The sequence below is a fragment of the Aquibacillus sediminis genome (assembly GCF_005870085.1).
Lineage (GTDB): Bacteria > Bacillota > Bacilli > Bacillales > Amphibacillaceae > Aquibacillus_E > Aquibacillus_E sediminis.
In genome coordinates this window covers 40,857-54,243 of the sequence record NZ_SZNM01000010.1, presented here as the reverse complement: position 1 = coordinate 54,243, position 13,387 = coordinate 40,857, and the positions used below count along the sequence as shown (strand labels likewise).

Genomic DNA, 13,387 nt, shown 5'->3' with positions numbered 1-13,387 from the left:
ACAGTCTCACATTGAAAAAAAGGGCCAAATCATATGTATGATTTGGCCCGCTAATTAGTACGCTATTTCCTATGTCTCGCCACTGAAATGGTACTACTTATATTTCAATGTTCTACTCTTCTAACATCCATTGTGGTTTACCAAAACCTTGGAACTGTTCATCAATGATTGCTTCAAACTCATCAGATTCCACAACTTCTTTAATATCTTTAGCAAATTGTGCATCTAGATCTTCTGTATTAACAACAACACGGTTACGGTAATCATCAGGCATATCTTCCAGCGCTAATGCATCTAACAAATCCATATCCGCTGCAAGAGCATAGTTACCAGGTACGGCAGATAAGTCTTCACTTTCTACTAATCGTGGTAATTGTGCCGCTTCCACTTCAACAAAGTTAATCTCTTTAGGATTTTCCGCAATATCATTTACAGAAGCAGTCAATGTTTCCACATCTTCACTAATGGTAATTAACCCTTCATCTTCAAGCATTCCTAACGTTCGAGCTAGGTTGGTAGGATCGTTAGCAATCGCAATTGTACTTCCATCTTCAATTGCATCGACACTATCAAATTTCTCCGAATATAACCCCATTGGTGCTGTTGGAACAACAATTACTTCTGATAAATCTAAGTCATTCTCCTCAGCAAATGCTTCCATGTAAATTTTATGTTGGAATAAGTTCGCATCAATATCGCCACTATCTAACACCTTATTCGGCTGAACATAATCGGTAAATTCTTGGTTGGATACTTCATAGCCTTTTTCCTCCAACAGTGGTGCAATTGCTTTTGTTACCATATCACTATAAGGTCCTACCGTTGCTCCAAACGTAATCGATTGTTGTTCATCCCCGGTATTTTCTTCTTCACCACTTGCACTTTCATTTGACCCACAAGCAGCTAACACCGTAATAAGTACTACAGATAAAAATGTTACTAAATACTTTTTCATCTTCCTTTGTCCCCCTAATGTTTAATATATTTTTTCTTAGCGTTTATTTACAGCTTTAGCTATAAAGTCACCAAGGTATTGAATAAATTGAACTAATACAATTAATACAATCACAGTCGTAAACATGACCGTATTATCATAACGATAATACCCATAGCGGATGGCTAAGTCACCTATACCACCGCCACCAATCGTACCTGCCATCGCAGAATACCCTATTAAGCTGATTGCCGTGATCGTTAGACCACTGATCAAACCTGGCTTGGTCTCAGGTAAAATAATATCTTTGATAATCATCCATGGAGAAGCACCAACTGCAATCGCCGCTTCAATCACACCTTTATCAATCTCACGCGCCGATGATTCTACAATTCTTGCATAAAAAGGAATGGCCGCCACCGACAAGGATACGGACGCTGCAAATGGCCCTGTTGTCTTGTCCAATAGAAACTCTGTAAAAGGAAATAAGAAAACAAGTAATATAATGAATGGAATCGAACGGATTAAATTAACGATAACTCCAAGGACACCTTTAACAAATTGATTTTCGAGAAAAAGTCCTCGATCGGTGACATACAACAGAATCCCAACTGGTAACCCAAGAATAATTGCTACTAACAAACCAATACCAACCATGATCAATGTTTCGATAAATGCCACATTTAATTCCGGCAATATTTCAATCACCCTATCAAGCATGTTGGATCACCTCCACCTGCTTCAATCGCTGTTGCAGATAATCAATCGCATTGTTCACGTCTTGCTGGTCACCTAGTAATTCCATAATAAAAATTCCTAATGGTGTATCCTTAATGTACTCTACTTTTCCATGCAAGATATTTCCCTGAACGGGAAACTTTTGTAGCACATCTGAGACTACCGGATCCCCTGCAATGCTTCCTCTAAATTGCAGTTGCACTAATGTCCCTTGGCACGATTCAAGCAACTGTTCAGGTAATTCAAAATTTAGGACGGTTTGGATAAATTGCTTGGTTAATGGCTTGGTTGGATTAGCAAATATTTCATAGGACGAGCCTTGTTCAATCACTTGTCCATCTTGCATCACCGCACACTTATCACAAATTTCTTTCACCACTTCCATTTCATGGGTAATAATCACAATCGTTATCCCAAATTCCTTATTAATCTTTTTTAATAACGCCAAAATCGATTTGGTCGTACTTGGATCTAGTGCTGAAGTAGCCTCATCACAGAGTAATACTTTTGGATTGTTCGCTAGCGCCCTAGCGATACTTACCCGTTGTTTTTGGCCACCACTTAATTTAGCTGGATACTGATTCGCTTTATCACCTAGTCCTACTAAATCAAGCAACTCTAGCACTCTATCTTTTCGCTCACTTTTAGGAACACCAGCCGCCTTCAAAGCAAATGCAACATTATCAAAGACAGTTTTAGACGAAGTAAGAAAAAAACCTTGAAAAATCATTCCGATCGATTGTCTCGCTTTTCGTAATTCTTTATTTGATAGACTTAACAAATCGACTTCATCAATGAAGATCTTCCCTGATGTTGGGCGTTCTAATATATTCATACACCGAAGCAGCGTACTTTTTCCAGCTCCACTGTAGCCAACAATGCCGTATATTTCCCCTTTTTTTATCTCTAGGGAAACATCATCGACACCAACAACACGACTTGTTTTCGTTTCGTATACTTTATTGACATTCTCAATCGTTATCATCGATGTCCCCCCTTTTTTCTGTTAAGCCAATAAAAAAACCCTCTTTTCCTGAAAGAGAGTCTATATACATATCAACTCTTATCTTTCAGAATAATTTATTCTGCAGGAAGTAGCACCACTCCATACGGAAGGTTGCTGTGACGTCAACGGGCCTGTCCCTCTGCCACTCATGATAAGAAACGTATTTTGTTTTGAAGTTAAACTCTATACTAATCCGCTTCACATCAATTGTCAACAAAATTTTTAATTATTAAGTAAATTCAAACGTTCAATTCGCTCTACAGCCTCTATTAGTCGCTCTTCTTGATCTAATAAACCGACACGGACATATCCTTCACCATGTTCACCAAAACCATTTCCTGGGGCTACAACGACATGTGCTTTTTCCAATAATACATCAGCAAACTGTTCAGAGCTATACCCTTTTGGTACTGGTAGCCAAACAAAGAAACTTCCTTTTGGTGGTTCGACTTCCCAGCCAATGTCATGCAACTTGTTTATAAACACATCTCTTCTCCGCTTATAGGTTTGGACTAAGTTGTTCACTGCTGACTGATCCCCTGTTAACGCCTTTTCAGCTGCCTGTTGTACTGCACTAAACAAACTAACATACAGATGGTCTTGAATCAGATTTATACTTTCGACAACAGAAGGATTACCAACAGCAAAACCAACACGCCAACCTGCCATGTTATAGGTTTTTGATAAAGTGTACATTTCCACGCCAACATCTTTGGCACCTTCTGATTGCAAAAAGCTCTGTGGCTTCTCGCCATCAAAACCGATGGCCCCATAAGCAAAGTCATGTACCACACAAATATTATGATTTTTAGCCACTTCAATTGTTTGATCAAAAAATGGCTGATCCGCAGTTGCAGAAGTTGGATTATTCGGGTAATTCAAAAACATTAATTTTGCCTCGTCCAATGTTTCTGGATCAATACTCGTATAATCTGGTAAAAATTCATTCTCTTTCACTAATGGCATCAAGGTCGTTTTAGCATTCGCTAAGGCAATACCTGACATATAATCGGGATAGCCTGGGTCTGGTACTAAAGCGAGGTCACCAGGATTAAGTAAACATTGACTGATTTCCACTAGTCCTGTCTTCGCTCCAAATAAAATAGCGACTTCACTACTCGGATCAAGTTCTACATCATATTCACGTTGATAAAAGTCGCATATCGCTTGTTTTAAGAAATGCTGTCCGCGAAAAGGTGAATATTTATGATAAAACGGGTTCTCAGCTGCCACTTTTAATTCTTCCACAATATGATCTGGGGTTGGTAAATCTGGATTACCTTGCCCTAAATTGATGACATCATGCCCCTGCTCTTTAAGTTGTTGTACTTTTTGCACAAGGTCCGCAAAAAACTGTTTAGGCAATCGTTTCAATGTAGCTGACTGTTCAAATTTTTGCATGGGTTTCATCTCTCCTACTCTTGCAATGAAAGTATAATTAATTATACTATCTATTTACTGAATCTTTGTAAAGTTTCGCCCTTTTTTATTGACATTAGCTCTGCTGTAATGGGATAATAAGCAACAATATTATACAGATGAACGAATGAACTCTTATCAAGAGAAGGTGGAGGGGATGGCCCAGCGAAGCCCGGCAACCGGCGTTGATTTGCACGGTGCTAAATCCTACAACAGGAAATTGTTGTGAGATGAGAGGGAGAGAATAGTAAATCAAGCCTCTTCTTCTTTGGAAGAGGCTTTAATATTACTGATTCTCAAAAAAAGAATACATTGACCTGATTTGAATTAAGTGTAATACAATCGCTTCGGTAGAATACTCCGCTTTCCATGGGCACGGCCTCAGCTAACTTGGTAAAGAAAAGCCCTTTACCAAGTGGATCTTCGGCTCGTGCTGTTCCCATAGGAGTCTCCTTATTCTACCTACGCTGTTTGTGGTGTTCTGATTTATATGTCAGATAAAATACCTAAACCAATAGCTGGATCATAATGCATTATTATCTACAAGAAAAGGGATTTTTTGTACGTATAATTAAGCAAAAAGCTATAAAGTTACGATGTACACAACAAGAGCGGAGGAAATACACCGGAGACTCCTGTGGGACTAATGGCCTCGATGAGACCCCGCAGTGAGGTACGAACGAGGAGGCTCATCAGCCACCCGCGGAAAGCGTAGGTGTATTTCCGCAGCGCTAGATTACCACTCATTGTATAAAGAATGAGCGAGAAAATCATGTAAGATAATCATATTAAAGTTACGTCGGATTCTATCTTAATTACGAAATACGTTAATTTAATACTTACGAATGAGAACTTATTTTTATAACGAAGAGGTGAGTCATATGGATCCATTACAAATCCAAGGTGCGCCAAGTTTTTATCAATGTGCACCAGGTGTGCTGGAGCAACTACCTAGTAAAATAAGTGAACAACCATTTCATCACGGTTTAATCATACATGGGGATGCATCATGGCAAGTTGCCAAAAAGCATGTACCATCACTTCCGACTCCAATCACTTATACGAAGTACCATGGCGAATGTACAGAGGAAGAAGTTGAACGCATTCATCAGGTTGTGCAAAACAATCAGGTTGATTACATTATAGGGGTTGGTGGCGGAAAAATTATGGACATCGCCAAGGCTTGTGGTCATTCTACCAATCTACCTGTCATTCTCATACCGACACTTGCCTCTAATTGTGCAGTATGGACACCTTTAAGTGTGTTTTATGATCAACAAGGGAACTTTGTGAATTATAAAATTTTTCCACGAAGTACGCTGATGGTACTGCTTGATCCGAATGTCATTATAGATTCACCTATTTCCTATTTACGGGCAGGTATTGGCGATACGATTGCCAAATGGTATGAAGCAGACGTTTTGACAAGGTCACTATCTGAAAAACCAATTGCACTGGATATTTCATTACATGCTGCAAGGCTGTGTCGTGATGTTCTAATCGATCATGGTGTAGAGGCAATCCAATCACTACAACAAAGCTCCGTCACAACGGCTTTCACCAAAGTGGTCGAAACGATTATTATGGCTGGTGGAATGGTAGGTGGCTACGGTGATAAATATGGTAGAATTGCCGGCGCACATTCGATCCATAATGGGCTGACACATGTAGAAGAAACGCATGATTACCTTCATGGGGATAAAGTTGCTTTCGGTATTCTGGTGCAGCTAGCACTCGAAGAAAGACAGGATGAAATAAAACAACTTATTCCGTTTTACAAAGAAATGAAACTCCCTCTATCATTATATGATTTAGGGATACAAAAAAATCAAGATAAAGCAATAGAAATCACTGCAAACGCTGCGACACAATCGAATGAATCGATTCACCTAATGAATATAAGCCAACCAGATCAAGTCAAGCAAGCAATTGACGAGGTAGAGGAACTTATTGCTTCCACACCTACAACATAAAGAGAGGAGAAATTTTGTTGAAATTAAACGTTGCCTTACTACAAATTGACATTGCATTTGGTGATCCAACTGCTAATTTTAAAAAAGTAGAACATTTTATCAAACAAGCTAGCAAACAAGCGGTCGATGTTGTGGTGCTTCCCGAGTTATGGACTACTGGATATGACTTAACTAGACTAGATGAAATTGCCGATGATAACGGACAAGAGTCAATCCATTTTTTGGCAAATTTAGCCAAAAAAAATAATGTAAATATTGTCGCTGGTTCCATTGCGAAACGCGTTAACGATCAAGTAACCAATACCATGCTTATTTTTAACCGTAACGGAAAGCTCATCAAAGAATATAGCAAAGCACACCTGTTCCGCTTAATGAATGAAGAAAAACATTTAATTGAAGGAAATCATGATGGATTATTCGAACTAGAAGGACACAAAAGCGCAGGCGTTATTTGTTACGACATTCGTTTCCCCGAATGGATCCGCACGCATATGCTTGATGATACCGAATTTTTATTCGTTGTTGCTGAATGGCCTAGTCAGCGCGTGGATCATTGGCGAGCACTATTGATTAGTCGAGCGATTGAAAATCAGTGTTATGTGATTGCTTGTAACCGGGTTGGAGCAGATCCTAATAACCAATTTGCTGGTCATTCGATGATCATTGATCCATGGGGAAAAATCATAGCCGAAGCACAAACAGATGAAACCATCCTTTACGGTGAAGTAGATCTTGATCAAGTAAAAGATGTAAGAGATACGATTCCAATTTTTACGGATCGACGACCAGATATGTATAAGCTGTAAAAACGAAAAAGCCAAAACACTGGCAATTCTATCAGTGTTTTGGCTTTCATATTTATGTTTATGCTTCTATTTCTTGTTTTGGTTTACGAACCAAGCACATAATACCAGCGATCATGTAAAAAATTCCACCAAAGAATCCAAGGCCAAAACTAACAAGCGTGATAATCCCAGCTGTTGCAATAAACAGAATCCCCGCTACTTTCGGCTTTTTGTTCCCTTTGATGAAGACAATTGCGATAATCCCTAGAATAATTGCAATAATAGACATTATTAAAAACAATCGCCCACTTGATCCCATCATCTCGATCACCATATCCAGATCTGCTTGTTCTATGTTAAGTTGTTGGTTGGCAGGATCCTCCATCACATCTTGCAAAAGGCCAGAATTGTTTTGTAACCAAATCATTCCAGCTCCCAACAACGCAAAAAAACCATAGACCACTGCTCCAATGACTCCTAATACGATCTCACCTGTTCGTTTCATTCTTTTCCCACGCTCCTATTCCTTTCGCCATAATTCCTTAATGCAGCATGATTAGTAGATCCAATTCCTTTTCCAAACGATAAAGCATGTTCTATCGCTGCTGTCACAAATTGCTTTCCTAGTCTTACAGCCGATTCCACCGATTTCCCTTTGGCCAATTCGGCAGTGATCGCCGCTGAATAACTACATCCCGCACCACTAGTATGTATCGTATTCACCCTTGCTGTTGTCAATTCAACAAATTGCTGCCCATCATACAGGAGATCAACAGCTGCTCCTTGTAATGCACCGCCTTTCACAAGTACATAAGCCGGACCATACGAGTGTAACTGTTTTGCAGCTTCTTTCATCTCTTGTATTTTAGAAACTTTTGACTTCCCAATCATTTTTGCAGCTTCATGCAAATTCGGTGTAATAATCGTCGCTAATGGTAATAGTTTTTGCTTCATCGCTTCAATGGCTTCATCTTTCAATAACTGTGATCCCATTTTCCCAATCATGACTGGATCCATTACATATTTATTAATAGGGGCATGCTGTACTAATTCTGCAACCAATTCAATGATATCTGTTGAAAATAACATTCCTGTTTTGATTGCATCCACCCCAACATGCTCGATAGCTGTATAGAACTGTGCTTCAATTTCTTCCAATGAATGGATAAAGATCCCTTTGTCTGTAATTGGATTATTAGCCACAATCGCAGTGATCGCCGCCATCCCATAGACATCCCTTTCTTGGAATGTTTTCAGGTCTGCTTGGATACCGGCACTTCCTTGCGCCGCAGAACCAGCGATTGTTAGCGCTCTTGCCATTGTCATTTTTTATTCCTCCATTTTAATCGCTTTTATCTACAAGGATTGTTTTGTGTTGTATTAACTTTGATGTTGATTGAACATTTAACGTAACTTTTTTGGAGTGGGTTGGAGGCGGATTCTCATTCTGTTATTTAGTTAAATTTCCACATTTTGAGAGGCAAAACGGTTCCTCATTCCGCTATTCGCTATTTTCTTAAAGATTTTCATCACATTTAGACCTAATAGCGGAAATACGAACTGCTTACACCTTTATTCAGGCCCACTTTCTTAAATTAGCGGAATCATAAACCGGTTAATCCTACGATACGGCCCCTCATTCCGTTATTTAGAAAAACACCCCGTTTCGAGGTGCGACTGGGACTTCATTCCGCCTTCCTTCACTTTATCATTACGTCGGAGTTTATAGTTATTTCAACAAAAATGTGTTGAATTTAAATTGCTATAAAAAACCAAACGATCATAATGATTTGGATGATGACTTTTGCAAAAGCTCCACCTAAAAATCCTAATAATGATCCAATTGCCGCACGAATTGAGTCTTGGGTTGATCGTTTTTGCATTAATTCAACGAGAAGTACCGCAACAAATGGAACAATAATAATTCCAAACGGCGGAATCACAAACGAACCAATAATCACAGCAACTGCAGCAATCCGCTCTCCCCATTTACTACCACCATATTTTTTCACAAAATAACTATTGGCAATGATATCGGAAACAATTAATACTACTGTTAGAAGAATCATCGCAATCCAAAATACCCACGATAGACTAGCTCCATTTATAAAGAAAAAATACAGTAAGAAACCAATCCATAACACTAATGGAGATGGAATCCAAGGAAATATTACGCCAACGAAACTAAGGACAAAACAAACGATAATAAGTAACCATAACACAACATCCATCTGAACACCTCCAACCTATATGTAAATGTAACGCAATTCGTTTTATTAGTATATTAGGTTATCGATGTCAGTATAGCAAAAAAGTTAACAGTAAATAAAGAAGCTTGACGAATCGATCTTTTTCTCGCTGAATCTACCGTGACACACCTTTCTCGGTCGGTTCACTCTCTTTTTCTTGCTGAATCTGCCGTGACGCATCTAAAAAAAGCTGCCCCTATAGTAGAGACAGCTCCATCATCATTAATCCGCTAATTTATCAGCAAATTCTTTCACATATGGTGGTAAATCTGGTGGACGGCGGCTGGAGATAATATGTCCGTCGACCACAACCGCTTCATCACTCCATGTTGCGCCAGCATTGGTCATATCATCTTTAATACCTGGGGTACTTGTCACATGTTTACCTTTAAGAATATCTGCAGAGATAAGTACCCAACCTGCATGACAGATTTGTCCAATTAATTTTTGGTTATCATTCATATGGCGAACAAAGTCAAGCACTTCTGGATAACGTCTTAATTTATCAGGTGCCCATCCGCCCGGTACAAGGATGGCATCATAATCGTTCACATCAACATCAGTAAATGCTTTATCTGATTCAGCAGGGACACCATATTTTCCTGTATAAACCTTTTTGGCTTCTTTTCCCACAAGGTCAACTTGCGCCCCTTCTTCTCTAAGCCTGAGAACAGGGTACCATAATTCTAAATCTTCAAAGTCATCTTCAATTAGAGCAATGACCTTTTTATCATTCAAGCGCATAAACAACCTCCTTATCAATGGTATTGTTTAGTGTAACAAACATAACTAGTGAAGTGGAATATTTCGCTTAACCTTTATTATTGTTACAGTAATACTAAATAATGCAAAATAGAAAGTACCATTCTGTTATTAGGACGTGGCTATAGTTGATGCTGTATCCTATTAACTGTAAAATGCTAATATATTCCGATCGCTAAGTGAGGCGAATTCCATGTTTGAAACAATTAATCAAAAAAAGAAAGAACTAGATCGTTTACGACCATTACCTAAATATACACTAAAAACCTTGCGAGAAAAGCTTTTTCTTGAATGGACATACAATTCCAATGCAATTGAAGGTAATACACTGACAATAAATGAGACTAAAGTTGTTCTTGAAGGAATTACTGTTGGAGGAAAAACCCTAAGAGAGCATTTAGAAGTTATCAATCACCGAGATGCAATCACATATGTAGAAGAAATTGTTCAAAAGAATGAATCGTTATCAGAATGGCAAATTAAAAACTTACATCGATTCATTTTAAAAGGAATTGATGATGAACATGCGGGAGTATATCGTGATCAACAAGTGTTTATATCAGGAACTACACATACACCACCAGCACATTACCTGATTAAGGAAAAAATGGACCAATTGATGAATTGGTATCGTAATGAAGGGATTCACCTTCATCCATTAGAGCGCGGAGCAATGTTGCATGCCATCTTTGTAGGTATCCATCCATTTATAGATGGAAACGGACGGACATCAAGACTTCTTTTAAACCTGGAGTTGATGAAAGAAGGGTTCCCACCAGTAATAATTAAAGTTGAAAATCGTTTGGCTTATTATGAAGCATTAGATAAAGCCCATACCGAAGAAGATTATCGTGACTTTATTTCACTAGTCAAACAAGAGGTTAATGATTCCATAGATTTATATTTAAGTGCCATAAAATAAGTTATGATCAGCATCTCTACAGATTTGTAGAGGTGCTTTTTATAATATAGAGGGTTTAGTTATTAAATACATTTGTTCCAAAGGAAGCTATACATTGCTATTCTATTGATGAAACATGGCACTTTTATTACAAGTTAACTTTGAAGTTTGAATCAATCTCCTACTTCCAAACGATGAGGTGTTGAAAAAGAGGATAGTGGGGAAGGAGGGACTTCCCCACTGAGGGAGTGTTCATTTTATATTGTGATCTTCATTTGTTCACAAGCCGTCTCATTTCTTTAGACGCTTGTTCAGGTGACTCCGCTTGGCTGATCGCTGAAATTACCGAAACACCATCTGCACCTGCTTCCACAATTTGCCCAACATGTTCTGCCTTTATACCTCCAATTGCCACCATAGGCAGGTCTCCAACATGATTTCTTATTTGTGTAATGCCATTTAAGCCAATTGGTGTTTTGGCATCCTCTTTTGTATTCGTTGCAAAAATAGGACCTACTCCAATATAGTCTGCTCCATCTTTTACTGCTTGAATTGCCTCATTGTGATTGGTCGCTGACACCCCAATCACAAAGTCACTTGGACATTGAGATTTGATCGTGGCAACTGGGGCATCGTCCTGTCCAACATGGATCCCATCAGCACCGATTTCGATCGCTAACGGCACATCATCATTCACAAGAAATGGCACCCCATAGCTTTTACATAATCGTTGCATTTCAATAGCTAAATTCTTTTTCTCTCCCCCTATTTTTGCACCTTTTCCTTTTTCCCTAAATTGAAAACAGGTAATGCCACCTTTTAAAGCAGCTTCTAAGACATGTAATGGATCTTCCTCACAATTATTGCTGCCCATAATAAAATAAACGCGAAGATAGTTAGCCATTTCCATTATTTCATACCCTCTTCATTCAGAATGGAATAATCCAGTTTAATTGTTTCTTCTACAATATCACTTTTTAACTGATATAAAGCATCAAGAAATGCTACTTGAAAACTACCTGGTGCACTTGTATGTGTTGCTGCTACTTCAGCAGCTACATTATAAAAACCAACCGCACTTGTTGCTGCCTCTACAACCCTTTCATCCGTTGCCAAAAATGCAGCTATAACGGAACTCAATAAGCAGCCTGTTCCTGTTACACGTGTTAGCAGTGTATCACCGTTATCAACCTGATAGCATGTTTCTCCATCGGTAATCACATCCTGCTTACCAGTTACAACAACTGGGACACCAAGTTGACGAACTGCTTGTCTAGCAATTTGTTGATGACTAATAGCCATTTCAGCACCATCAACCCCTCTTACATGTGAGTCTATGCCTGCCAACTGACTAATTTCACCAGCATTACCACGAATCAAAGAAATGTTCACATGCTTGATTATTTTTTCCGCTACTTCCGTTCGAAATGGTGTAGCACCAACACCAACTGGATCTAATACAACTGGAATTCCCTTGTCATTTGCAGCTTGTCCCGCTAGAATCATAGCTTCAACTTGAGAAGCAGTTAACGTACCAATATTGATCGAGAGTGCATCAGCATTTCTTGCCATTTCCGCAGCTTCTTCTACCGCATTCGCCATTACAGGAGCGGCTCCAAGTGCATATAAGCCATTGGCAGTAAAATTAATGACGACTTGGTTGGTGATGTTGTGTACGAGCGGCTGTTTCTCTCTTACTTTATCTATCAACAGTGTCAAATCTTCCACTTTCATTTTCCTCCTTGATTTGGAAGCCCTTGTAAGCGGTGCCCCCAATGGTTAGTAGGTCCATTTCCTTTTCCGACCCCAAGTGTGTATTGGATTGCATCCGTAATAAATTTCTTCCCTGTGTCTACCGCCTCTAAAACTGATTTTCCCTTTGCGAGTTCTGCTGTAATCACAGCTGAAAATGTACAACCTGTCCCGTGGGTGTGTTTTGTTTCTGTTCGTGGCGACGTAAAGTAATAGTAGTCGCCTTGGTCATATAGAACATCAATTGCCTCTCCAGATAAGTGCCCACCTTTTACAATGGCAGCTTTTGCCCCAATTTCATCTACGATTACTTTCGCAGCTTTTTTAGCATCTTCTGTATTGGTAATCTTAGATTCTACTAATATCTCAGCTTCTGGAATGTTTGGAGTAACAACTGTCGAAACAGGTATTAACACATCACGTAATACATTTCTCGATGTCTCCTCCATTAATGTATCTCCACTTTTTGCTACCATAACAGGATCAATCACATATTGAACAGGTTGCTCCTTTAATACCTGCCCGATCATTTCCATCATATCAACCGTTGCGATCATGCCTGTCTTGACTGCACCGGGAACAATATCGTTAAAAACAGAATATAATTGTTGTTCTATAAAATCTACAGGCAGGTTATGGATGGCATCTACTCCTAATGTGTTTTGGGCAACAACGGACGTGACAACACTCATTCCATATACTTCGCGTTCTTGGAAACTCTTTAAATCTGCTTGAATTCCAGCCCCACCTGTTGGGTCTGTTCCTGCAATTGTTAAAGCACTGGCTATTTGACTCATGTTTATCCCCCATTTTCTTTAATTGTGTTAATGCACAATAGCTACATTATGTCATGAATTAAACGTGCACT

The 13,387-nt window shown here is 39.1% G+C and carries 14 protein-coding genes and 2 riboswitches; of the genes, 3 read left to right on the top strand and 11 right to left on the bottom strand.

Translation table 11 applies throughout. The annotated features are described in order from the left end of the window. Window positions 1–112 precede the first annotated feature (112 nt). The 4 genes from FCI53_RS11270 to FCI53_RS11255 all read right to left on the bottom strand — a co-directional run bounded on the left by FCI53_RS11270 (window position 113) and on the right by FCI53_RS11255 (window position 4,079). Window positions 113–955: a MetQ/NlpA family ABC transporter substrate-binding protein gene (locus FCI53_RS11270; RefSeq protein ID WP_138418897.1), complete on the bottom strand. Its 843-nt coding sequence runs from the start codon at window positions 953–955 to the stop codon at window positions 113–115. A gap of 36 nt (window positions 956–991) precedes the next feature. After that, entirely contained in the window at window positions 992–1,654 is a 663-nt protein-coding gene (locus FCI53_RS11265) for a methionine ABC transporter permease (protein WP_138418895.1), read from the bottom strand. Then, on the bottom strand, window positions 1,647–2,657 hold the full coding sequence (locus FCI53_RS11260) for a methionine ABC transporter ATP-binding protein (RefSeq protein ID WP_138418893.1): 1,011 nt from the start codon (window positions 2,655–2,657) through the stop codon (window positions 1,647–1,649). The genes FCI53_RS11265 and FCI53_RS11260 overlap by 8 nt, the downstream gene beginning before the upstream one ends. 75 nt (window positions 2,658–2,732) lie before the next feature. Beyond that, window positions 2,733–2,836: riboswitch (SAM riboswitch) on the bottom strand. A 64-nt stretch (window positions 2,837–2,900) separates the two neighbouring features. Beyond that, a complete protein-coding gene (locus FCI53_RS11255; RefSeq protein ID WP_138418891.1) occupies window positions 2,901–4,079 on the bottom strand; it encodes a pyridoxal phosphate-dependent aminotransferase in 1,179 nt (392 codons plus the stop codon). Between the two features lie 150 nt (window positions 4,080–4,229). Next, window positions 4,230–4,334: riboswitch (SAM riboswitch) on the top strand. 644 nt (window positions 4,335–4,978) lie between these two features. Here FCI53_RS11255 and FCI53_RS11250 point away from each other — a divergent pair. Then, a complete protein-coding gene (locus tag FCI53_RS11250; protein ID WP_138418889.1) occupies window positions 4,979–6,070 on the top strand; it encodes an iron-containing alcohol dehydrogenase family protein in 1,092 nt (363 codons plus the stop codon). Window positions 6,071–6,087: 17 nt separating this feature from the next. Further along, a complete protein-coding gene (locus FCI53_RS11245; RefSeq protein ID WP_138418887.1) occupies window positions 6,088–6,876 on the top strand; it encodes a carbon-nitrogen family hydrolase in 789 nt (262 codons plus the stop codon). A gap of 58 nt (window positions 6,877–6,934) precedes the next feature. Here FCI53_RS11245 and FCI53_RS11240 read toward each other — a convergent pair whose 3' ends face one another. The 4 genes from FCI53_RS11240 to FCI53_RS11225 form a co-directional block, all read right to left on the bottom strand. Beyond that, window positions 6,935–7,360, bottom strand: coding sequence for a DUF4064 domain-containing protein (locus FCI53_RS11240; protein WP_138418886.1), 426 nt, complete (start codon window positions 7,358–7,360; stop codon window positions 6,935–6,937). Further along, entirely contained in the window at window positions 7,357–8,181 is an 825-nt protein-coding gene (thiD, locus tag FCI53_RS11235; RefSeq protein ID WP_138418884.1) for a bifunctional hydroxymethylpyrimidine kinase/phosphomethylpyrimidine kinase, read from the bottom strand. Before thiD (FCI53_RS11235) ends, FCI53_RS11240 begins: the two co-directional genes overlap by 4 nt. Before the next feature lie 428 nt (window positions 8,182–8,609). Beyond that, complete coding sequence (locus tag FCI53_RS11230; RefSeq protein ID WP_138418882.1) at window positions 8,610–9,086, bottom strand: DUF456 domain-containing protein; 477 nt, start codon at window positions 9,084–9,086, stop codon at window positions 8,610–8,612. A gap of 240 nt (window positions 9,087–9,326) precedes the next feature. Then, window positions 9,327–9,848, bottom strand: coding sequence for a type 1 glutamine amidotransferase domain-containing protein (locus tag FCI53_RS11225; protein WP_138418880.1), 522 nt, complete (start codon window positions 9,846–9,848; stop codon window positions 9,327–9,329). Between the two features lie 211 nt (window positions 9,849–10,059). On the opposite strand from FCI53_RS11225, the gene FCI53_RS11220 reads away from it, so the two are divergent. Beyond that, complete coding sequence (locus FCI53_RS11220) at window positions 10,060–10,788, top strand: Fic family protein (RefSeq protein WP_138418878.1); 729 nt, start codon at window positions 10,060–10,062, stop codon at window positions 10,786–10,788. A 250-nt stretch (window positions 10,789–11,038) separates the two neighbouring features. Here FCI53_RS11220 and thiE read toward each other — a convergent pair whose 3' ends face one another. Genes thiE through thiD (FCI53_RS11205) form a run of 3 tightly spaced genes read right to left on the bottom strand, consistent with a single transcriptional unit; the run spans window position 11,039 to window position 13,316 of the window. After that, the gene (gene thiE / locus FCI53_RS11215; RefSeq protein WP_138418876.1) at window positions 11,039–11,677 is read right to left on the bottom strand and encodes a thiamine phosphate synthase; all 639 of its coding nucleotides are present in this window, start codon (window positions 11,675–11,677) and stop codon (window positions 11,039–11,041) included. Further along, window positions 11,677–12,501, bottom strand: a complete 825-nt coding sequence (gene thiM, locus FCI53_RS11210) for a hydroxyethylthiazole kinase (protein ID WP_138418874.1) — start codon at window positions 12,499–12,501, stop codon at window positions 11,677–11,679. Before thiM ends, thiE begins: the two co-directional genes overlap by 1 nt. Then, complete coding sequence (gene thiD / locus FCI53_RS11205) at window positions 12,498–13,316, bottom strand: bifunctional hydroxymethylpyrimidine kinase/phosphomethylpyrimidine kinase (protein WP_138418872.1); 819 nt, start codon at window positions 13,314–13,316, stop codon at window positions 12,498–12,500. Before thiD (FCI53_RS11205) ends, thiM begins: the two co-directional genes overlap by 4 nt. Window positions 13,317–13,387: the final 71 nt, after the last annotated feature.

What these genes read in the sequence shown, in the direction of transcription:
- FCI53_RS11230 (WP_138418882.1), bottom strand. Translation starts at nt 9,086, where the DNA reads ATGGATGTTGTGTTATGGTTACTTATTATCGTTTGTTTTGTCCTTAGT.
- FCI53_RS11225 (WP_138418880.1), bottom strand. Translation starts at nt 9,848, where the DNA reads ATGCGCTTGAATGATAAAAAGGTCATTGCTCTAATTGAAGATGACTTT.
- thiM (WP_138418874.1), bottom strand. Translation starts at nt 12,501, where the DNA reads ATGAAAGTGGAAGATTTGACACTGTTGATAGATAAAGTAAGAGAGAAA.
- thiE (WP_138418876.1), bottom strand. Translation starts at nt 11,677, where the DNA reads ATGGAAATGGCTAACTATCTTCGCGTTTATTTTATTATGGGCAGCAAT.
- FCI53_RS11220 (WP_138418878.1), top strand. Translation starts at nt 10,060, where the DNA reads ATGTTTGAAACAATTAATCAAAAAAAGAAAGAACTAGATCGTTTACGA.
- thiD (WP_138418872.1), bottom strand. Translation starts at nt 13,316, where the DNA reads ATGAGTCAAATAGCCAGTGCTTTAACAATTGCAGGAACAGACCCAACA.
- FCI53_RS11260 (WP_138418893.1), bottom strand. Translation starts at nt 2,657, where the DNA reads ATGATAACGATTGAGAATGTCAATAAAGTATACGAAACGAAAACAAGT.
- FCI53_RS11255 (WP_138418891.1), bottom strand. Translation starts at nt 4,079, where the DNA reads ATGCAAAAATTTGAACAGTCAGCTACATTGAAACGATTGCCTAAACAG.
- FCI53_RS11265 (WP_138418895.1), bottom strand. Translation starts at nt 1,654, where the DNA reads ATGCTTGATAGGGTGATTGAAATATTGCCGGAATTAAATGTGGCATTT.
- thiD (WP_138418884.1), bottom strand. Translation starts at nt 8,181, where the DNA reads ATGACAATGGCAAGAGCGCTAACAATCGCTGGTTCTGCGGCGCAAGGA.
- FCI53_RS11270 (WP_138418897.1), bottom strand. Translation starts at nt 955, where the DNA reads ATGAAAAAGTATTTAGTAACATTTTTATCTGTAGTACTTATTACGGTG.
- FCI53_RS11240 (WP_138418886.1), bottom strand. Translation starts at nt 7,360, where the DNA reads ATGAAACGAACAGGTGAGATCGTATTAGGAGTCATTGGAGCAGTGGTC.
- FCI53_RS11250 (WP_138418889.1), top strand. Translation starts at nt 4,979, where the DNA reads ATGGATCCATTACAAATCCAAGGTGCGCCAAGTTTTTATCAATGTGCA.